Here is a 20,175-nt window from a genome sequence, read left to right on the forward strand (position 1 = left end):
GAATGGCCGGTCCGCGACACCGCTGTCGGGGCGGACCGGCGGACCGGACCGTCACGAGATCCCGCGAAGCCCCACGAACGTCGTCACCGATGCCGCGCCGCGTCGGTGCACGATCGGCCATCCGACCTGCACCAGGATCGGATGGGCTGGGGCTTGAGCTGCGCAAGGACCGCTGACCTCAGCTGTGAGTCTGCTGGATCGACGTCACTCCGGCGTCACCGGGCGCCGAAACTCGTGGCCGTCCGGTGACGGTCCGGTGACGCCCCTCGTGGCAGCGGGTCGAGCCGGTCAGCGCGGCGGGGTGGCCGCGATCAGGGCGAGGCCGGTCTCCGGGTCCACCCGCTTGGCCAGTTCGGGTGCGACCTCGGTGACGAGGACCTCCAGGGTCGGCCACACCTCGCCGCGCAGCAGATGCCCGCCCAGGGTGCTGCCGTCGGGTCGACCGAGCACCGTGTGCACGTGCAGCACCGGCTCGCCGTCCCGCTCGGCCACGTCACCGAGCAGCGACAGCACCTCGACCTGCCCGCCGATCGGGATCCGGAGGTAGTCGCGCCGGTCCCGGTCGAAGTAGCCGACCTCGCCGGCGGAGAACCCGCCGACGGCGGTCACCTGGCCCGACCGTACGCCCTGGGCGGTCAGGGCCCGGCCGATGGCGGCCACCGCCTCCTCGCCCTTGTCGCAGACCACCACCAGGACCCGCCGGGTCTGGTGGTGCACCTCCTGGACTCTCATCCGTCTCCTCCTGTTCCCACATCAGGCCACCCGGTACGGCTCGGCCAGCGCGGCCCGCAGGTCGAGTCCGTTGCCCGGGGCGTCGAGGTTCACCGGGGCGACGCCGCCGGTCGCCCCGACGGCGCCGTCGAACAGCATCGACTCGATGCGCACGTGGTCGTGGAACCACTCCACGTGCCGCAGGTTCGGCACCGCGGCGGCGACCGGCAGGTGCTGGTGCGGCGCGCAGTGCGCGGACACCTCCAGCCCCGCGGCGGCGGCCACCGCGGCGGCGCGCAGGAACTCGCTGATCCCCCCGCACCGGGTGACGTCGATCTGCAGGCAGTCGACGTACGGCGCCATCCGGTGGAAGTAGGCCAGGTCGTAGCCGTACTCCCCCGCCGCCACGTCGGGCAGCACCCGGTCGCGGACCAGCCCGAGCCCCGGCAGGTCGTCGGAGCTGACCGGCTCCTCGTACCAGCGCACGTCGAGGTCGGCGGCGGACCGCATCACCCGGACCGCCTGCTTCCGCTGGTAGGCGCCGTTGGCGTCGACGTACAGCTCGGCCTCGCCGATGGTGCGCCGGGCGGCGGCCATCCGGGCGAGGTCGCGGGTGACCTCGCTCCCCCACGACCCACCTATCTTGATCTTCACGCGGGGGATGCCCTCGTCGTGCACCCAGCCGGCCAGCTGCCGGTGCTGCCGGTCGGCGTCGTACGTGGTGAAGCCGCCGCTGCCGTACACCGGAACCTGCCGGCGGGCGGTGCCGAGCAGCCGGGCCAGCGGCAGCCCGTGCCGGCGGGCCTTCAGGTCCCAGACCGCGCAGTCGGCGGCGGACAGTGCCAGCCCGGCGACCCCGGGCCGACCGGCGTTGCGCAGCTGTCGCTGCATGGCCGACCAGGCGGCCGGCACGTCGTCCGGGTCGAGGTCGGCGACCACCGGGGCGAGCAGCTCGGTCACCGCCGGGACCACCGCCGTCGGGCCGTAGGTCCAACCGACCCCGACCTGCCCGTCGGCCTCGGCCCGGACCAGCACCATGGTGGTGCTGTCCCAGGCGAGGGTGCCGTCGCCCTCCGGCGCGTCGGTCGGCACCCGGTACGCCGCCGCGGTCAGGCGCATCGTCGGTCACCGCGTCTTCCGGACGGCCCGCACGGCGAGCGCGGCCACCGGGCCGAACGCGGCCAGGCCGACCACCCCGGCGGCGAGCACCCGCGCGGTCCTGGACGGCCGCGCCGGGCGCTGCGCCCACCGGCGTTCCGGCCGGGTCGACACCTCGTCACCGTGCAGGCCGGCGCGGAGCAGCTCGGCCAGGTGGATCGCCGTCCGGCCGCCGGAGGCGCCCTGCTCGACCTGGGTACGGCAGCTGAAGCCGTCGGCGAGGATGACGTCGGTGTCGGCGGCATCCCGCAGGGCCGGCAGCAGCACCCGCTCGGCGCAGGCCTCGGAGACCTCGTAGTGCCCCTGCTCGAAGCCGAAGTTGCCGGCCAACCCGCAGCAGCCCGAGTCGAGGAAGTCGGCCCGCACCCCGGCGTCCCGCAGCACGGCCCGGTCGGCGGCGGTGCCGAGGATCGCGTGGTGGTGGCAGTGGGTCTGGATCAGCGCGTGGGCCGGCAGCGACGGCGGGCGCCACCCCGGGCTGTGGTGGTGCAGCAGCTCGGCCAGGGTGACCGTCTGTTCGCGCAGCCGGGTGACGTCCTCGTCGGCGGGGAACAGCTCGTAGGCGTCGCTGCGGAACACGGCCGTGCAGGAGGGTTCGAGACCCACCACCCGGGTGCCGGCGCGCAGGTGCGGTCGCAACACCTCGACGGTCCGCCGCAGCACCTTCTTGGCGATGCCGAGCTGCCCGGTGGAGATCCAGGTCAGCCCGCAGCAGACGGGCTGTTCCGGCACCCGTACCCGCCAGCCGGCCGCCTCCAGCACCTCGACGGCCGCCTGCGCCACGCCCGGGTGGAAGTGGTTGGTGAAGGTGTCGGGCCACAGCAGCACCTCGCCGCGGGAGCCGTTCCCACCGGGCGTCCGCCGGGCGAACCAGCGCTGGACGGGCTCGGCGGCGAAGACCGGGACGTCCCGGCGTTGGTCGATCCCGCCGGCCAGCTTGACCAGCCGGCTCAGGCCGGGCGCGTGGGCCAGCGCGTTCACCACCCGGGGGGCGCGCCCGGCGGCCACCGCCGCCGCCGGCAGCCAGCCCATCGAGTAGTGCGCGCGGGGCCGCAACCGGCCCTGGTAATGGTGGGACAGGAACTCCGCCTTGTACGTCGCCATGTCCACGTTGACCGGGCAGTCCGCCTTGCATCCCTTGCAGGCCAGGCAGAGGTCGAGGGCGTCGCGGACCGCCTCGGACCGCCAGCCGTCACCGATGGTGCCGCCCCGAGCCGTGCCGTCGAGCATCTCGAAGAGCAACCGGGCCCGGCCCCGGGTGGAGTGCTCCTCCTCCCGGGTGACCATGTAGGACGGGCACATCACCCCGCCGTGTTGCCGCCGGCACGTGCCGACCCCGACGCAGCGCAGCACCGCCCGACCGAAGCTGCCGGAGTCGTCGGGGTAGCGGAACTCTGTCTCCACCTCGCCGTGGTGGTAGTCGACGCCGAGTCGGAGGTGGCTGTCCAGCGGGTAGGGGGCGACCACCTTGCCCGGATTCATCCGGTCGTCCGGGTCGAAGATCGCCTTGAACTGCCCGAACGCGCGGATCAGCCGATCGCCGAACATCTTCACCAACAATTCGCCACGGGCCTGCCCGTCGCCGTGCTCTCCCGAGAAGGAGCCACCGTAGGACACCACCAGGTCGGCGGCACGCTCGACGAACGAGCGGAACTGGCGTACCCCGTCCGCGGTCGTCAGCTGGAACGGGATCCTGGTGTGTACGCAGCCCTGCCCGAAGTGTCCGTAGAGCGACGCCTGTCCGAAGCCGTACTCCCGAAAGAGACGATCGAGGTCCCGCAGGTAGTCGCCCAGCCTGTCCGGGGCGACCGCCGAGTCCTCCCAGCCCTCCCAGGTGTCGGGCTCCTCCGGTACGCGCGCGGTGGCCCCGAGCCCGGACTCGCGCAGGAGCCACATCTGCTCCTCGTCGGCCTCGTCGTCGAACCGGTGCACGCCGGTGGCGCCGTCGCCGCGCAGCGCGGTCACCAGCCGCTCGGCGGCGGCGTTCGCCTCCTCGACGGTGTCGCCGCCCAGCTGCACCATCAGCCAGGCGCCGCGCTCCGGCAGCTTGTGCAGGGCCTCCGGATGCAGGTGCTTGCGCTTCTCGAAGTTGATCAGTTTGTCGTCGATGCCCTCGAGCGTGACCGGGCCGTACGGCAGGATCCGGGGTACGTCGTCGGCCGCGGCGGCGATGTCCGGATAGGACAGGAACACCAGCGACTTGGCCCGGACCACCGGTAGCAGCCTCAGCCGCGCCCGCAGCACGGTGACGAGGGTGCCCTCGGAACCGATCAGCGCCCACGCCACCTGGAAGTTCTTCTCTGGCAGCAGGCTGTCCAGGTTGTAGCCGGACACCCGGCGCGGGATGTCCGGGTAGCGGGTGCGGATCTCCGCCAGGTACTCGTCCCGCAGCGTCCGCAACTGGCGGTGGATTTCGGCCGGGCGGCCACCGCGCCGCTGGATGTCGGCGTACCGCTCCTCGGTGGTCTCGCCGACCCACATCCGGGTGCCGTCGTAGAGCAGCACCTCCAGGTCGACGACGTTGTCGACCACCTTGCCGCTGCGCTGAGCGGCCGACCCGCACGAGTTGTTGCCGATCATCCCGCCGATGGTGCAGTGATCGTGGGTGGACGGCCGCGGCCCGAACTCCAGCCCCTCCGGTGCCAGCAGGTCGTTGAGCGTGTCGAGCACGATGCCCGGCTCGACCAGGCAGGTCCGCGCCTCCCGGTCGACCTCCAGCAACCGGTTGCAGTACTTCGACCAGTCGATGATCACCGCCACGTTGGTGACCTGCCCGGCCAGGCTGGTCCCGCCGCCCCGGGAGAGCACCGGCGCCCCGTGCCGCCGACAGGTGGCGATCGTCGCCACCACCGCCTCGACGGTACGGGGCACCACCAGGCCGAGCGGCACCTCCCGGTAGTTGGAGCCACCGGTGGCGTACGCCGCCCGGGAGCCGGCGTCGAAGCGCACCTCCCCGTCCACCTCGGCCCGCAGGTCCGCGGCGAGCGCGGCCAGGTCGATGTCGCCGGCCGGCTCGGGCGGGCGCAGCACCGGCTCCGGCAGGGACACCACGCTGGTTCGCTCGCTCATGACCGCAGCTCGTTGATCTTGTCGCGGGCCACCGTCGCAAACGTGCTCGTCCGGTGCGGCTGGCCGCGCAGGAACGCCTCGATGAAGTTCTTCGCCTGGTCGTACCGCACCTTGCCGGGCATCGGCGGCTCGTTCGGGTTGACGTCGCAGTCGACCAGCGCCGGGCCGGGGTGCGCGAGGGCCTCCCGGATCGCCCCGGGCAGCGCCTTCGGGTCGGTGACCTTGGCGCCGTACCCGCCGCAGGCCCGCGCCCAGGCGGCGAAGTCCGCCTCCGGCTGCCGGTGCCGTACCGCGTACTCGGGGTAGCCGAGGAGGATCTGCTCCCAGAGGATCTGGCCGTACGAGTTGTTGTTGTTGACGACCACCTTGATCGGCAGGTTGTGCCGCACGGCGGTGAGGAACTCGGCCATCAGCATGGCGAACCCCCCGTCCCCGACGAACGCGATCACCTGCCGGCCCGGGTACGCGTGCTGGATCGCGATCGCGTACGGCAGCCCGGGCGCCATGGTCGCCAGGTTGCCGGAGAGGTAGAACTCCCGGCCGCCGCGGATCGTCCAGTGCCGCGCGGCCCAGGTGGCGATGGTGCCGGAGTCGCAGGTCAGGATGGCGTCCGAGGTGGCCGCCTCGTCCACGCAGCTGATCAGGTACTGCGGGGCGATCGGGTCGCGGGTCGGATCCTGCAGGGCGACCATGTCCGAGCGCCACCTGTCCCGCTCCTGCTGGTACCTGGTGAGGAACGACCGGTCGGTGCGGGCCTGGAGCATCGGCAGCAGTTGCTGCAGCGCGAGCCGCGCGTCGGCGTTGACCGCCGCGTCCACCGGCAGCCGCAGGCCGATCAGGCTGCCGTCGATGTCGATCTGCACCACCCGCGCCTGCCCGGGTGACGGCAGGTACTTCCCGTACGGGAAGGAGGTGCCGACCATCAGCAGGGTGTCGCACTCCTCCATCAACTCCTCGCTCGGCCTGGTGCCGAGCAGGCCGAGGCCACCGGTGGTGAGCGGGTGGTCGTCCGGCACCACCAGCTTGCCGGGCAGGGTCTTGACGATCGGGCTGGCCAGCGCCTCCGCCACGGCGAGCACCTCGTCGCGGGCGCCGCGCGCCCCCACCCCGACCAGCATCGCGATCTTCTTCCCGCCGTTGAGCACATCCGCCGCCCGGGCCAGGTCGGCCTGCGCCGCCGGCACCGGGGGTTGCGTCAGCACGGGGCTGCTCACCGGCGGCTCCCCCGGGCTGACGTGCCGGTACGGGTCGTCGCCGGCCAGGGCGACCTGCACGTCGTTCGGGAAGGTCAGGTGCGCGACGGTCCGCTCGGCCAGGGCGTGGCGGATGGCGATGTCGACCACCCCGGGCATCTGCTGTGGGTTGGTGACCATCAGGTTGTAGGCCGCCACGTCCTGGTAGAGCAGCGTGGTGTGCACCTCCTGCTGATAGTGCGAGCCCAGCACCGAACTCTCCTGCATGCCGGTGAGGGCCAGCACCGGCACGTGGTCGAGCTTGGCGTCGTACAGCCCGTTGAGCAGGTGGATGGCGCCCGGGCCGGAGGTCGCGGCGCAGACGCCGAGCCGCCCGGTGGCCTTGGCGTAGCCGGTGGCCATGAAGGCGGCCGCCTCCTCGTGGTGCACCAGCACGAACTTCAGCTTCTCCCGCTGCCGGCGGAAACCCTCCATCAGGCCGTTGATGCCGTCACCGGGCAGCCCGAAGACGGTGTCGACGCCCCATTCCACCAGCCGCCGGGCCAGGCTCTCGCCCACGATCTCCTGCACGTCACGCCTCCTGATCTGGATCTCCTGAAGTCTCATGTCCGCCCGCCACCGGTGGACGCCTGGTCCGCGGCCTCCGGCGATGACGCCTGCTCCGCCCGCTCACGCTCCTGTCGCCGCCGGTCCCGTCGGCGGTCGAGGAGGGCCGCGAGCAGCAGGGACCCCGCGGCCGCCGCCCGGCCCCACCGCCGCAGGGCGACGCGGACCGGACCGGGCGGCGGGGCCGGGGGCGGTCCGGGCACCACGACCCGGTCCACCCCGGGGTACGCGAGCCGGGCCGCCGAGGCGGCCTCCTCCTCCGACCGCACCGCCCGGCTACCGGTGAACACGACCTGCCGGTCCTCGTCCCGGTAGCGCCACCGCCACAGGTCGCCCTCCGGCCACAGCTCGATCCGCTCTCCCGGCCGGTCCCGGGCGGGCGTCTCCGACTCACCGGAATCGGCTTCGGGCGGCCGGACCGAGCGGTGTGCGGCCCGGCGCAGGTCCGCCCGGGTGAGCTCGCCGACACCGGCGGCGTCGCCGCGCCGCAGCGCCCGCGCGACCAGGAACGCGACCAGCCCGGCGAGCAGCGGCAGGACGAACACCAGCACCCGGAACAGCGACAGCAGGTCGTAGACGGGCACCCGGATCAGCCGGGCGATGATGTCGTCCCCCGCGGCGACCGTCAGCACCGCGTAGAAGGTCAGCGCACCGACCCCGACGCCGAGGCGGACCGGATGGTCGCGGGGCCGGTCGAGCAGGTGGTGCTGCCGGCGGTCCCCGGTGCGAAGCCGCTCGGCGAACGGCCAGGCGTACAGGGCGAGGAAGGTCACCCCGCCGAGCACCACGCCGGGGAAGAACGCGGCCGGCACCAGGTGCCCGGCGATCCGGAACTCCCAGGACGGGAAGAGGCGCAGGGCGCCGTCGCCCCAGGCGACGTACCAGTCCGGCTGCGCGGGTGAGGTGGCCTGGGCCGGTTCGAACGGGCCGTAGAGCCAGACCGGGTTGATCTGGACCAGGCCGCCGAGGGCGAACAGCACCGCCAGCAGCCAGGCGAAGAGGGCGAGCGAGCGCAGCGTGTAGCTCGGCCACAGCCGGGAGCCGACCAGGTTGTGTTCGGTGCGCCCCGGTCCGGGGAACTGGCTGTGCTTCTGCCGCACCAGGATGCCCAGGTGCAGTGAGATCAGGGCGACCAGGACCGCCGGCACGAGCAGCACGTGGGTGACGAACATCCGGGGGATCATCGCGTCGGAGGGGAACTCCCCACCCAGGGCCAGGGCGACCAGCCACGCCCCGACCAGAGGGATCGACTGCACCACCGAGGTGAGGATCCGCAGGCCCACGCCGGAGAGCAGGTCGTCCGGCAGGGAGTAGCCGGTGAACCCGTTGGCCAGGGCGAGGGTCAGCATGGTCACGCCGATCAGAAAGTTGAGCTCGCGGGGTTTGCGGAACGCCCCGGTGAAGAAGATCCGGGCCAGGTGCAGGACGATCGCCGCGACGAAGACCAGCGCCGCCCAGTGGTGGGTCTGCCGGATCAGGAGGCCGGCCCGGACGTCCCAGCTCAGCCGCACGGTGGAGGCGTACGCGGCGGACGTGGTGCGGCCCTCCAGGGGCGCGTACTCGCCGTGGTAGACCCGGTCCGCGTTGCTGGCGTCGAAGAAGAAGGTGAGGTAGACGCCGGTGAGGAGCAGCGCCACGAACGAGTAGAGCGCGAGCTCGCCCAGCATGAACGACCAGTGGTCGGGGAAGACCTTCGCCATCGCCCGGCGGGCGATCGGGGAGAGCCGCAGCCGGTCGTCCAGCGCCCGGGCCAGCCGGTCGGTGATCACGGCGAGTCCCAGAAGCCGGCGCCGGGCGGGGTGGTGAAGTCGCCGGTGGCGTGGAGGAACCCGTCCGGGCCTTCCTCGATCGGCAGGCCGGGGAGCGCCCGGGCCGCCGGGCCGGCCACCGGCCGGGCGCCCGCCAGCAGGTCGAACGAGGACTGGTGGCAGGGGCAGAGCACGCGTGCGGTGCCCTTGAGGTAGGTGCGGACCGGACAGCCGGCGTGCGTGCAGAGCAGCGACCAGACGACGAGACCGTCGAGGTGGCCGCCGGCGGGCGGCCGGGAGAAGCGTTGCGGTTCGAGGCGTACCGCGAAGGCGGGAGCGTCCCCGGTGTCGACGTGGCCCTCGGGGAAGACCGCGACCATGCTGTCGGCGGGCACGTCCTGCGGCCGCACCGGCCGTCCGGCGGCGTCGACCAGCCGTACGCCGGGCCCCCACGGGGTGTCCTTGAGCGCCCGCTCCGGGCGGGCCCGGTCGAACGGCAGCAGGGAGCGCAGCGGGAACAGCGCCGCGGCGCCGAGCGCGGTCAACGCCAGCCCGAGCGCGGCGAGCAGGCCGCGCCGGCGGACCGGGCTGTCCGGCGCGGTCAGCTCGGCGGCGGTCATCGCCTGCTCCGTCGGAGGTGGCGTGAAGCCCTCGTGTTCCTCGACGTACCCGCCGACCGGCACGAGCCGTCGCGCCCAGACGGCCAGGCCCACGGCCAGCCCGGCGAACGCCACCGCGAGGCAGGCGCCCTCCCACCGGGTGTTGCCGCCCTGGGCGTACGTCACCGCGAAGCCCACCGCCCCGGCGGCGCTGGCGCCGAACGCGGCGACGATCCGGCGGCTCGCCGCCCGCTCGGTCGCCGACGGACCCCGGGCGCTCACTCTCCCGCCCTCCGGCCCAGCCACCGGGCGGCGGCCACCAGCAGACCCAGCGCGGCCAGCCAGGCGACCAGACCCTCGGCGAGCGGGCCCAGCCGGCCGAGCGGGTTGCCGCCCCGGTCCAGCCGCTCGCCGCGCAGCCGCTGCACGTAGGCGGCCAGGTCGTCGACCTGCCGGTCGTCGAGCACCTGGCTGGGGAAGACCGGCATCAGGCCGGGACCGACCCGGACGGCCTCCGCCACCTGCACGGGGGTGCTGTCGTACAGGGGCGGCGCGGTCCAGCCGTTGGTCAGCGCGGCGCCCGCGCCGGTCGCCCCGTGGCAGGGTGCGCAGTTGGCGGCGAAGATCTCCCGGCCGGAGCCCAGGTGGCCCGGCGCGACCCGGGGAATCCGCGGCCCCCCGCCGCCGAAGCTGGCGACGTGGTCGACCAGCGCCGAGATGTCCGCGGCCGAGAACACCGGGTCCCTGCGGCGTGCCTGCTGCACCTCGCGCGAGACCGGCATCCGTCCGGTCGAGAGCTGGAAGTCCACCGAGGCGGGGCCGACGCCGACCAGGGACGGCCCCCGCTGGGCACCCTGTCCCCGCTCGCCGTGGCAGCTCGCGCAGTGCTCCAGGTAGAGCTGGGTGCCGCGGTCGTCGGCGGCCGGCGCGCCGGCGGTCGGGGGCGCCGAGGCCGCCGGTGACCGTGCGGGGGCGAGAGCCACCGGGCCCGCGGCGAGCACCAGCGCCGCGCCCACCGCGAGGGCCCGGCGCGGATGCAGCAAGGGCCGGACCGTCGCCGCTCGTGGTCGCCGCATCGGTCAGTCCAGGGTGTACAGGTAGGCGGCGATGTCCTGCGCGTCGATGGCGGTGACACCCAGTTTCGGCATGGCGGTGCCCGGCTCGACCGCCTGCGGGTCGGCAATCCACCGGCGCAGGTTGTCGGCGTTGTTGGGCAGCTGACCGGCGATGTACGAGCGGGCGCCGAACCGGGTCAGCGGCGGCCCGACCAGGCCGTCGGCGCGGCTGACGCCGGGGATGGTGTGGCACGACCCGCAGCCGTACTGGGCGATCAGCTCCGCGCCCCGGTCCGGCCGTCCCGCACGCACCTCGGGCGGCGGTGGTGGCGCTGCCGAGGCGCATCCGGTGACCGCGGCGACCGACAGCACCGTCAGCGCCACCCCGAACGCCCAGCTCCGAGCGGGCAGCTTCATCGCACCATCCCTTCCGTTCCAGGCCCGGTCGCCACCGGGCCGCCGCCGCGGCGCACCGGGCCACCGATCAGGGCGTCGGGCCGGTCACGGTCCATGCGCAGCAGCCAGCGCAGGAACACGGTCAGCGCCACGACCAGCACGACCAGGTCCATCGGCGCCCACATCAGCAGGCCGGCCAGCTGCTGGTCGGCCAGCGGGTCGGCGCCGAACATCCGGTCGGGATAGACCGGGGCCGGGGCGAAGGTGAGCACCGCACCGAGCGCCGAGGCCGGCAACATGGCGCCGGCCAGCAGCAGCACCGTCACCGGGGCGGGCGCGCGGTGGCGCGGCGGGCCCACCACCGGCACCCAGAACAGCCAGGCCGCCGCCAGCAGGGCGAGGTGCTCGGCGGCGTGCACGGCGGGCCGGTCCACCGCGGCGGCGTACGGCCCCGGCAGGTGCCAGAACCACAGCACCACGGTCTGTCCGCCCCCGGCCAGCAGGGCGTACGCGGTGGGGCGGCGCAACCGGCGCACGGCCGGCGCCACCCGCCATCGGGCCAGCAGCCGGCGCAGCGGCGCCGGGGCGGCCAGGCTCAGCGGCAGCCCCGCCGCGCCGGCCGCCAGCAGCGGCCCCGCCACCAGCAGGAGCAGCATGTGCTGCGCCATGTGCCCGGCGAACGAGGACTCGGCCAGTTCGTGCACCGGACCCTGGTCGGCGGCGAGCACCGTCAGCACCCCGACGCCGAACGCGGCGACCCGCCAGCCGGGCACGACCCGGCCGACGCCGCGCCGGGCCCACAGCTCCTGGACGCCCCGCCCGTAGCCGGCCACCAGCAGGCAGAGCGTGACCACCGCGAGCATGGTCAGCAGGCCCTCGGCCACCGGATCCTGACCGGGCTGGTGGGCCCGGTACGCGGTCAGCCCTGACATGGCGGCAGCACCAGCACGGCGACCCCGCCGAGCACGATGATGGCCAGGAACAGGAGGTTGGACCAGACGCCGACCACGGCGAGCATCCGGGACCGGCCGAACGCCCGGTCGTCCTCGCCGGCCCGCCGGGTCCGCCGCCACACCAGCGCGGCGACCAGCAGCGACCCCACGGTGAACAGGGCCGGGATCACCACCGCGAGCCCGACCGCCTGCCAGAGCGGTACGGCGGCGACGCGCTCGGAGCCGGCGGCGCAGGCGAGCTCGTCCAGGCCCCAGGCGGCGAACACGTGCACCCCCCAGGCCACCGCGCCGCCGAGCACGCCGTACCAGAGCAGCAGCCCGCCGGTCAGGCGCGCGTGCGGACCGGGTCGGGTGGTCATCACAGCCGCGGGGAGAGGTAGATGGTGAACAGGATGGCGACCCAGACCAGGTCCACGAAGTGCCAGTACATCGCGGCGTTGCGAACCCGTTCGTGCCGGTGGGAGCCGAAGCTGCCGCCGCGCAGGGAGGCGGCCAGCAGCCAGCCGATCATGGTCAGCCCGACCAGGACGTGCAGCCCGTGGAAGCCGGTGATCAGGTAGAACAGCGAGCCGTACGCGTCGGTGGTCATGGTGAACTGGGTCAGCTTCTCGACGTACTCGCCGGCCTGCAGGGCCAGGAAGGTCACCCCGAGCACCATGGTGGCGGCCAGCCCGGACTGCAGTCGCCAGCGCTGGCCCTTTCGGATGCCCCGCTCCGCCCACACCACCGGCAGGCTGCTGGGCACCAGCACCGCGGTCATCACCAGGGGCGTGAGCAGCTTCGGGGCCTCGATGCCGGCGGGCGGCCACGTCGGGCCGTACTGGAAGCGGAGGTAGAAGTAGCTGCCGAGCAGGCAGGCGAAGAGGGTGGCCTCGGTCGCCACGAACATCACCATGCCCCACCAGCCGGCGGACCGGCCGACCGGCAGTTCGGTGCTCAGCGCCTCGGCGCCGGTGGCCGCCGCGACGACCCCACCACGGTCGCTCACCCGGTCACCCCCAGTTCCTCGTCGGGACGGCGGGGCGGCCAGAGCCAGACCGCGATGGTCGCGACCACCGCCAGGGCGGCGACCGCCGCCGCCGGGTACCAGGCGAGGAGCATCGAGGTGAAGAAGATCAGCAGCGCGCCGGCCAGCACGAGTGGCTTGAGGGTGGACTCCGGCATCTGCACCGCCCGTTCGGGCTGCGCGTCGAGCTCGCTGGTGACCAGGGTGCGCCGCCCGTCGCTGAGGATGCGGTCCGCGGTGGCGCCGGCGCCCAGGGACTCGGCGGTCCGCTCGTCCCACGCGGGGTGCAGGCTGTGCACGCGGGGCAGGGCCGGGAAGTTGTACGGCTCGGGCGGCGAGGCCGTGGACCACTCCAGGCTGTCGCCCTCCCACGGGTCCGGCGGCGCCGGCCGGCCGCGACGGACCGCGTGCACCACGCCGACGAGCACGAGCAGCAGTCCGACGGCGAGCAGGTACGACCCGAGGGTGCTGACCAGGTTCCACCCGTCCCAGCCGGGCTCGCTGCGGTAGGTGTAGACCCGCCGGGGCATGCCGAACAGGCCGTACAGGTGCATCGGGAAGAACGTGACGTGCATGCCGGCGAAGACCAGCCAGAAGGCCCAGCGGCCCAACCGCTCGTGGTACATCCGCCCGGTGATCTTCGGCAGCCAGTAGTAGACGCCGGCGAGCATCGGGAAGACGGCCCCGCCGATCAGCACGTAGTGGAAGTGCGCCACCACGAAGTAGGAGTCGGTGACCTGCTGGTCGAACGCGGTCACCGCGAACATCGCGCCGGTGAACCCGCCCAGCACGAAGGTCACCACGAAGCCGATGACGAACAGCAGCGGCACCCGCAGGACGAGCCGGCCCAGCAGCATGGTGGCCAGCCAGGCGAAGATCTGGATGCCCGACGGGATGGTGATGATCGTGCTGGCCGCGCTGAAGAAGCTGTACGACAACTGCGGCAGCCCGGTGGCGAACATGTGGTGCACCCAGACCCCGAACGAGATGATCGAGATCGACACGATGGACAGCACGATCAGCGGGTAGCCGACCACGCCGCGCCGGGTGAACGCGGGCAGCACGGCGGAGACGATGCCCAGCGCCGGCATGACGATGATGTAGACGTCGGGGTGGCCGAAGATCCAGAAGAGGTGCTGCCAGAGCAGCACGTTTCCACCGGCGGACGGGTCGAAGAAGTGGGTGCCGAACCGGCGGTCGAGGAAGAGCATCATATTGTCCGCGTTCAGCGCCGGCAACGCGAAGATCACCATGAACGCGGTGGCGACGATCGCCCAGACGAACAGCGGCACCCGGTTGAGCGACATCCCGGGGGCGCGCAGCTTGAGCGCGGTGACGATGAAGTTGATCGAAGCGGCGGTGGTGGAGATGCCGAGGAAGAGCAGCCCGAGCGCGTAGACGTCCATGTGCAGGCCAGGGTTGTGCTGCTCCTGGTTGAGCGGGGCGTAGGCGAACCAACCGTTGTTGGGGGCGGCGCCGAAGGGCAGGCTCGCCCACATGAACAGCCCGGCGAAGAGGAAGACCCAGTAGCCGAAGGCGTTCAACCTCGGGAAGGCCATGTCCCGGGAACCGATCATCAGGGGCACCAGGAAGTTGCCGAAGCCGAAGAGCATCGGGGTGGCGAACAGGAAGATCATCGCCGTGCCGTGCATGCTGAAGAGCTGGTTGTACTCCTGCGGCGACACGACGCCGGCTTCGGGCCGGGCGAGCTGGGTGCGCATCACCAGGGCGCTGAGGCCGGCGAGGACGAAGAAGAACCCGGCGGTGACCAGGTAGCGCCGGCCGATCCGCTTGTGGTCGACGGTGCTGAACCAGCCCCGCAGCGAGGGAGGCTCGCCCCAGTGTTCCGCCAGCCGCGCCAGGTCCTGCGAACTGACGCCGGGCGGCGGTGTGGTGGTCGTGGACATCGCTGCTCCCTCCCGACCTACTCCAGCGACCGCAGGTACGCGATGAGATCGGGCAACTGTGCGGCGTCGACCGGCTGCGGGGGCATGGCGTTGCCGGGCTTGACCGTCTGGGGGTTGGCGATCCAGCCGCCGAGGTGGCCGGCGTCGTTGGGCACCGCGCCGGCGCCGATGCTCCACCGGGAGCCGACGTTCGACAGGTCGGGTCCCACCCGCCCCTGGGCGGTGGTGCCCCGGACCGCGTGACAGGCCGCGCAGGTGCCCTGCACGAACGCCTGCTGACCCCGACGCTCGGCGTCGGTCCGGGGCGCCCGGGCCGGTGCGTTCAGGTGGGCCAGCCAGGTGTCGTAGTCGGCCCGGGGTTGCGCCACCACCAGGAAGGCCATGTGGGCGTGCTGGGTGCCGCAGTACTCGGCGCACTGGCCCCGGTAGCTGCCGGGCCGCTCCGCCCGCAGCCAGGTCTCCCGGGTTTCGCCGGCGATCAGGTCCGTCTTGGGCATGAGCTGCGGCACCCAGAAGCTGTGCAGCACGTCGTCGGTGCGCAGCCGTACCTTGACCCGCTCCCCCACCGGGATGTGGATCTCGTTGGCGGTGGCACCCGAGGCGCCCGGGTAGCGCACCTCCCACCACCACTTGTGGCCGGTCACCTCGACGGTGGGGGCGTCCGGCCCGGGACCGTCGCCCAGCGCGGCGAGGTCGCGCAGGCCCACGCCGTAGACGGCGACGAGGATCACGAACGGCAGGCCGGCGCCGGCGATCGTGACGAAGCGCAGCGGCTGACCGTGCCGCACCCGGGCGTTGCCCCGCCGGAACACCAGCGCCCAGGCCAGCAGGGCCATGACCTCGGCGAAGACGGCCACGGAGATCCAGAAGAGCAGCCACCAGAGGCCGGCGACGCGGGTCGCCCCGGCCCCGCCGGGATTCAGGGCGGACGGTGCGTCGCCGGCGCAGCCGGCGAGCAGGAGCGGGCCGGACAGCGTGGCCAGCACCGGAAGACGGCGCGGCAGCCCACGCCGCCGGGCATGCCGGGCGGCGCCCATGCTCAGGCCCGCTGTCTTCTCCACCGGGAGGGACATTAGACGGTTCCGGACGGTTCCAACGCTTTTGCCGGATATGGGGAGTACGAGCGGTTGAGGAGCTTATGGTGAACGCGCAGCGAACCCAGCCGGCAAGCGCCCGGGCGCGGACAGGGAGATCATGCGAGCCTCCACGGTGGATCTCGTCGCGGACACCGCCAGAGCGGCCGCCGGCCGCCGGACGATGGCCTGGACCGCCGCCGGGCTCGCCACGGCGGCGACCGTGGCGGGCGGCTGGCTCGCCCCACCCGACGCGGTGCAGGGCTCGGCGCAGCGACTGATGTACCTGCACGTCCCCGCCGCCTGGGTCGGCTACGCCGCGTTCGCCGTGGTGCTCGCGGCCAGCGGCGCCTACCTCCTCGGCGGCGACCTGCGCTGGGACCGGTTCGCCCGGGCCGGCGCGGAGATCGGGGTGATGCTGACCGCCGTCGCCATCGCCACCGGCTCCCTCTGGGGGCACCTGGTCTGGGGCACCTGGTGGGCGTGGGACCCCCGGCTGGTCAGCACCACACTGCTGCTGCTCGCGTACGCCGGCTATCTGGCCCTGCGCCGCGCGCTCGGCGAACGGACCGACGGGCGCGACGGGGACGACCACCGGGTGGCGCGCCCGGCGGCGCTGGTCGGCATGGCGGGCTTCCTGCTCGTTCCGGTGGTGCACTTCTCCGTGGTCTGGTGGCGGTCGCTGCACCAGCAGGCGACCGTGTTCGCCCCGCAGCGCCCGCCGATCGACTCCCGGATGGCTCTCGCCCTGCTGCTCGCGGTCGCCGCCGCGACGCTCGCCGCGCTCTGCGTCCTGCTGCACCGGGTCGTCCGGCTGGAGCGCCGGCTCGCCGCCGACGCCCCCCGCACGTCCGACCGCGTCCCGGCCCGGGTCGGATGAACCGCCGCCGCACCGGCCGGGCCGCAGTCGTCGTCGTGCTCCTCGCCGCCGGCGCGCTGCTGGTGACCGGCGCGCTGCGCGGCACCCTCACCTACTACCGCACCCCGGGCGAGGTGCTGCGCGACCCGGACGCGGCTCGGGACCGGGTACGCCTCGGCGGGGAGGTGGTGCCCGGGTCGCTGCGCCGCGACGGCGACCTGGTGGTGTTCCGCCTCGCCGAGGGGGGCCAGGCGATCACGGTCGAGCAGCGCGGCGGGCCGCCGGGGACCTTCCGGGAGGGCGAGGGGGCGGTCGTCGAGGGCACCCTGTCGGCGGACGGGACGTTCCGCGCCGACCACGTCGTGGTCCGGCACGGCAACGAGTACCGCCCGTCCACCGCCCCGGTGGAGCCGGTCGATGCTCGGTGAGCTCGGCACGTCGAGCCTCACCGTCGGGCTGCTCTGCGCCACGCTGACCGCGCTGCTCTGGCTGCGGGTGGCCCTGTTCGGCGCGCCCACCCGACCGGCCCGACTGGCCACCGCCGCGACCCTGGCCGCCGCTGCCGTCGCCTGCGGCGTGCTGGAGGCGGCCCTGCTCCGGCACGACTTCAGCGTCCGGTTCGTGGCCGAGAACGGCGGACGCCGGGTGCCGCTGTACTACACGGTGACCAGCCTCTGGTCCGCCCTGGACGGGTCGTTGCTGCTCTGGCTGCTGGTCCTCGGCGGGTACGCGGTCCTGCTCGCCGGCCGGCGGTACCCGGCCCGGCTGCACGCGTACGCGATGGCGGTCGTCAGCGCCGTGACCGTGTTCTTCTTCGCGCTGTCCTGCTTCGCCGCGAACCCGTTCCGCGCGGTGGATCCGGTGCCCGCCGACGGTCCCGGGCCGAACCCGCTGCTGCAGCAGCACCCGGCGATGGGGGTGCATCCTCCCCTGCTCTACGCCGGCTACATCGGCCTGGTCGTGCCGTTCGCCTTCGCGCTCGCCGCGCGGCCGGCCGGGCGGGAGGGAGGCGGCTGGCTGCGGGTGGCCCGGCCCTGGGCGCTGGCCGCCTGGGCGGCGCTGACCGCCGGCATCGGGCTCGGCGCCTGGTGGTCGTACGCGGTGCTGGGCTGGGGTGGCTACTGGGCGTGGGACCCGGTGGAGAACGCCTCGCTGCTGCCCTGGCTGACCGCCACCGCGTTCCTGCACACCGCCCCGGGTCGGGGCGCCCGCCGGGCCGGGTGGAACCTGGTGCTGGCCTGCGCGAGCTTCGTGCTGGTGCTGCTCGGCACGTTCCTCACCCGGTCCGGCGCCGTGGCCAGCGTGCACGCCTTCACCGACTCGCCGCTGGGCCCCATGCTGCTCGGCTTCGTGCTGCTGGCGGTCGTCGCGTCAACGGTCCTGACCGGGTGGCGGGCCCCCGAGCCGGCGGGCCGCACCCCGTCGCCAGTGCTGTCCCGCGACACCGCCGTCCTGGTCAACGGCGTGCTCCTGGTGACCATCGCGGCGGTGGTGCTGATCGGCACGATCTTCCCGCTGCTCTCCGGCCCGCTCGGCGGCGTCCGCACCTCGGTCGGCCCGGACTACTACCAGCGCACGGCGGTGCCGCTGGCGATCGTGGTGCTGCTGGCGATGGGGGTGACGCCGGCCCTGCGGGTCCGCGACCGGGGCGGGGCGCTGCGGCGGCTCGCCGTACCGGCCGGCGGGGCGCTGGCCACGGTCGCCGTGGTGGGTCTGCTCAGCCGGCCCGGCCTGCCCGCGCTCACCGCCTTCGGCACCGCCGCGTTCGTGCTCACCGGCCTGGCCGGGGAACAACCGGACCGGCTCCGCCGGCCCGCCCGGGGCCGGCTCGCCGGGCTCGTCGCGCACGCCGGGATCGCGTTGGTCGCGGTCGGCGTCGCCGGATCCTCGGCGTACGGCCGGGACGCCGAGCGGACCGTCCGGGCCGGCGAGAGTCTGCGGGTGGGTGATGTGAGCGTCCGCCTGGTCGGGGTGGACCGGAGGGGCGACGGCGGCGCCATGGCGGTGCACGCCCGGCTCCGGCTCTCCGGCGCCGGCGGCGCGGAGCGGACCGTCACCCCGGCCCTGCGCTACCACCCGGCCCGGGACACCGCCGTCACGGTGCCGGTGATCGAGACCGGGTTGCTCCGGGACACCTACGTCACCCTGATCGCGGTCTCCCCCGACGACGGCAGCGCGACGCTGCGGCTCGCGGTCAACCCGCTGGTCGGCCTGCTCTGGGCCGGCGGCGCGTTGACGGCCGTGGGCGGACTCGGGTCGGCGATCGGCGCGGCCCGCCCGCGCCGACGGGCCGGGACGCCCGGCGAGGAGGCCCGACCGGCGTCCGTCGGCGTCCACGCCGGAGCCGCGGGATGATCCGCGCCGCGGGCCGGCGGCCCCGCCGGGTACCCGTCTGGCCGGTGCTGGTCCTGGCCGTCACCGTCGTCGTCGGCGTGGTGGTGGCGCTCGGCCTGCGGTCGGTGCCGACGCCACCGGGTGGCGGCGCCGGCACCGCCGGGCCGCCCGTGCCGGCCCCGGCACTGTCCGGCCCCACCCTGGACGGTGGCCGGTTCGACCTGGCCGACGCCCACGGCCACGTGCTGCTGGTCAACGTCTTCGCCTCCTGGTGCGGGCCGTGCCGGGACGAACTGCCGCTGCTGGTCGACGCCGGGCGGCGCTGGTCCCCGCAGGGGCTGCGGCTGGTCGGGCTGAACGTCCGCGACGGCGGCGAAGCCGTCCGCGCGCTGCTGGCCGAGACGGGCGCGACCGGGCTGACCGTGCTGCCGGACCCGGACGGCACCCGGGCGGTCGACTGGGGTGTCCGCGGCGTGCCGGAGACCTTCGTGGTGGACCGGGACGGCCGGATCGTGGACCGGCAGCGAGGTGTGGTGACCCGGCAGTGGCTGGAGCAGCGGGTGGCGCCGCTGCTGGCCGGATGAGGTGGCGCCCGGTCGCGGCGGCGCTGGTCCTCGTCGCCCTGCTCGCCGCGGCCGGCGCGGGCCTGGCCCGGTCGGCCGGCGACACCGGCCGGGACGACCCGGTCCGCTCGGTCGCCGCCGACCTGCGCTGCCCCGCGTGTCAGGGCGAGTCGGTGGCGGACTCCCGATCCCCGATCGCGGCGGCGATGCGGCAGGCGGTGGCGGACCAGGTGGCCCAGGGGCGCAGCCGCGACGAGATCCGGCGCTGGTTCGTCCAACGCTACGGCCCGGAGGTGCTGGCCGATCCGCCGACCCGCGGGGTGGAGCTGCTGCTCTGGGCCGTACCCGCGCTCGCCCTGCTGGCCGCGGGCTACGCGGCCCGGCGCACGCTGTGGCCCCGGCGCGCCGATGACCTGCCGGCGGCGCGACCGGCCGCCCGGCCGGCACCCGGCGCGGCCCAATGGGCCTGGCGGTGGTCCGCGCTGGGGCTGATCGCCGTGGTGGTGTCGGTGGCCGTCGCCGCCCGCGGCCTCGAACGGCCCGGGTCCGACCCGCCGCCGGCGGATCCGGTCGCGGTGGCGGTCGGGCTGGCACGCGACCTGGAGGCGCAGGACCGGTACGACGCCGCCGCGCAGCTGTACCGGGAGGCGCTGCGCGACCGCCCCGACGACACGATCCGGCTGCGTCTCGCCTTCGCCCTGCTCAGGGCGGGGGACGCGGCCGGGGCGGCGCAGGCCGCGCAGGAGGTGCTGGGTCACACCCCGGACTCCCCGGACGGGCTGCTCGTGCTGGGCCTCGCCCAGCGGCGTACCCGCCCCGCCGAGGCGCCGCGCACCCTGCGACGCTTCCTCACCGTCGCGCCGGAACACCCGGCTGCCCCGGAGATCACCCGGTTGCTGGCCGCCCACCCCTGATCCCCCGCTCGGCGGTGCGCCGGGCGGCGGG

General features: G+C 74.4%; 18 protein-coding genes. 5 read left to right on the forward strand and 13 right to left on the reverse strand.

The annotated features are described in order from the left end of the window. Window positions 1-288: 288 nt before the first annotated feature. Genes ACFOYX_RS03735 through coxB form a run of 13 tightly spaced genes read right to left on the reverse strand, consistent with a single transcriptional unit; the run spans window position 289 to window position 15,462 of the window. Window positions 289-732: a PPC domain-containing DNA-binding protein gene (locus ACFOYX_RS03735; protein ID WP_109802785.1), complete on the reverse strand. Its 444-nt coding sequence runs from the start codon at window positions 730-732 to the stop codon at window positions 289-291. Between the two features lie 21 nt (window positions 733-753). Further along, window positions 754-1,830 carry an enolase C-terminal domain-like protein gene (locus ACFOYX_RS03740; RefSeq protein ID WP_322439501.1) on the reverse strand — a complete coding sequence of 359 codons (1,077 nt, stop codon included), beginning with the start codon at window positions 1,828-1,830 and terminating at the stop codon, window positions 754-756. 6 nt (window positions 1,831-1,836) lie between these two features. After that, a complete protein-coding gene (locus tag ACFOYX_RS03745) occupies window positions 1,837-4,938 on the reverse strand; it encodes an FAD-binding and (Fe-S)-binding domain-containing protein (protein ID WP_322439502.1) in 3,102 nt (1,033 codons plus the stop codon). Then, window positions 4,935-6,701 carry a thiamine pyrophosphate-dependent enzyme gene (locus ACFOYX_RS03750; protein ID WP_322439503.1) on the reverse strand — a complete coding sequence of 589 codons (1,767 nt, stop codon included), beginning with the start codon at window positions 6,699-6,701 and terminating at the stop codon, window positions 4,935-4,937. Before ACFOYX_RS03750 ends, ACFOYX_RS03745 begins: the two co-directional genes overlap by 4 nt. Window positions 6,702-6,733: 32 nt before the next feature. After that, entirely contained in the window at window positions 6,734-8,506 is a 1,773-nt protein-coding gene (locus ACFOYX_RS03755; protein WP_322439504.1) for a cytochrome bc complex cytochrome b subunit, read from the reverse strand. Beyond that, window positions 8,503-9,366, reverse strand: a complete 864-nt coding sequence (locus tag ACFOYX_RS03760; RefSeq protein ID WP_322439505.1) for a Rieske (2Fe-2S) protein — start codon at window positions 9,364-9,366, stop codon at window positions 8,503-8,505. Before ACFOYX_RS03760 ends, ACFOYX_RS03755 begins: the two co-directional genes overlap by 4 nt. After that, on the reverse strand, window positions 9,363-10,160 hold the full coding sequence (locus ACFOYX_RS03765; protein ID WP_322439506.1) for a c-type cytochrome: 798 nt from the start codon (window positions 10,158-10,160) through the stop codon (window positions 9,363-9,365). Before ACFOYX_RS03765 ends, ACFOYX_RS03760 begins: the two co-directional genes overlap by 4 nt. Window positions 10,161-10,163: 3 nt before the next feature. Beyond that, a complete protein-coding gene (locus ACFOYX_RS03770) occupies window positions 10,164-10,556 on the reverse strand; it encodes a c-type cytochrome (protein WP_322439507.1) in 393 nt (130 codons plus the stop codon). Continuing rightward, the gene (locus ACFOYX_RS03775) at window positions 10,553-11,467 is read right to left on the reverse strand and encodes a cytochrome c oxidase assembly protein (RefSeq protein WP_322439508.1); all 915 of its coding nucleotides are present in this window, start codon (window positions 11,465-11,467) and stop codon (window positions 10,553-10,555) included. Before ACFOYX_RS03775 ends, ACFOYX_RS03770 begins: the two co-directional genes overlap by 4 nt. Then, the gene (locus ACFOYX_RS03780; protein WP_109802777.1) at window positions 11,455-11,847 is read right to left on the reverse strand and encodes a hypothetical protein; all 393 of its coding nucleotides are present in this window, start codon (window positions 11,845-11,847) and stop codon (window positions 11,455-11,457) included. The genes ACFOYX_RS03775 and ACFOYX_RS03780 overlap by 13 nt, the downstream gene beginning before the upstream one ends. Beyond that, window positions 11,847-12,476, reverse strand: coding sequence for a cytochrome c oxidase subunit 3 (locus tag ACFOYX_RS03785; RefSeq protein WP_322439509.1), 630 nt, complete (start codon window positions 12,474-12,476; stop codon window positions 11,847-11,849). The genes ACFOYX_RS03780 and ACFOYX_RS03785 overlap by 1 nt, the downstream gene beginning before the upstream one ends. Then, window positions 12,473-14,401, reverse strand: coding sequence for a cytochrome c oxidase subunit I (ctaD, locus tag ACFOYX_RS03790; protein WP_322439510.1), 1,929 nt, complete (start codon window positions 14,399-14,401; stop codon window positions 12,473-12,475). The genes ACFOYX_RS03785 and ctaD overlap by 4 nt, the downstream gene beginning before the upstream one ends. A 17-nt stretch (window positions 14,402-14,418) precedes the next feature. Continuing rightward, entirely contained in the window at window positions 14,419-15,462 is a 1,044-nt protein-coding gene (gene coxB / locus ACFOYX_RS03795) for a cytochrome c oxidase subunit II (protein WP_322439511.1), read from the reverse strand. A gap of 133 nt (window positions 15,463-15,595) precedes the next feature. Between coxB and ccsA the strand changes: the two genes are divergently transcribed. From ccsA to ACFOYX_RS03820, 5 genes are read left to right on the forward strand one after another with little or no spacing between them, the layout of a single operon-like run. Next, window positions 15,596-16,354, forward strand: a complete 759-nt coding sequence (gene ccsA / locus ACFOYX_RS03800) for a cytochrome c biogenesis protein CcsA (protein WP_322439512.1) — start codon at window positions 15,596-15,598, stop codon at window positions 16,352-16,354. Then, window positions 16,351-16,761 (forward strand): cytochrome c maturation protein CcmE, encoded by a 411-nt coding sequence (locus ACFOYX_RS03805; RefSeq protein ID WP_322439513.1) that lies wholly within the window; start codon window positions 16,351-16,353, stop codon window positions 16,759-16,761. Before ccsA ends, ACFOYX_RS03805 begins: the two co-directional genes overlap by 4 nt. Further along, on the forward strand, window positions 16,751-18,688 hold the full coding sequence (locus ACFOYX_RS03810; RefSeq protein WP_322439514.1) for a cytochrome c-type biogenesis CcmF C-terminal domain-containing protein: 1,938 nt from the start codon (window positions 16,751-16,753) through the stop codon (window positions 18,686-18,688). The genes ACFOYX_RS03805 and ACFOYX_RS03810 overlap by 11 nt, the downstream gene beginning before the upstream one ends. Next, complete coding sequence (locus ACFOYX_RS03815; RefSeq protein ID WP_322439515.1) at window positions 18,685-19,251, forward strand: redoxin domain-containing protein; 567 nt, start codon at window positions 18,685-18,687, stop codon at window positions 19,249-19,251. Before ACFOYX_RS03810 ends, ACFOYX_RS03815 begins: the two co-directional genes overlap by 4 nt. Then, a complete protein-coding gene (locus tag ACFOYX_RS03820; RefSeq protein ID WP_322439516.1) occupies window positions 19,248-20,144 on the forward strand; it encodes a cytochrome c-type biogenesis protein CcmH in 897 nt (298 codons plus the stop codon). The genes ACFOYX_RS03815 and ACFOYX_RS03820 overlap by 4 nt, the downstream gene beginning before the upstream one ends. The last annotated feature ends 31 nt before the right edge of the window (window positions 20,145-20,175 follow it).

The organism is Micromonospora sp. GCM10011541, assembly GCF_042650725.1.
Taxonomy (GTDB): domain Bacteria; phylum Actinomycetota; class Actinomycetes; order Mycobacteriales; family Micromonosporaceae; genus Micromonospora; species Micromonospora sicca.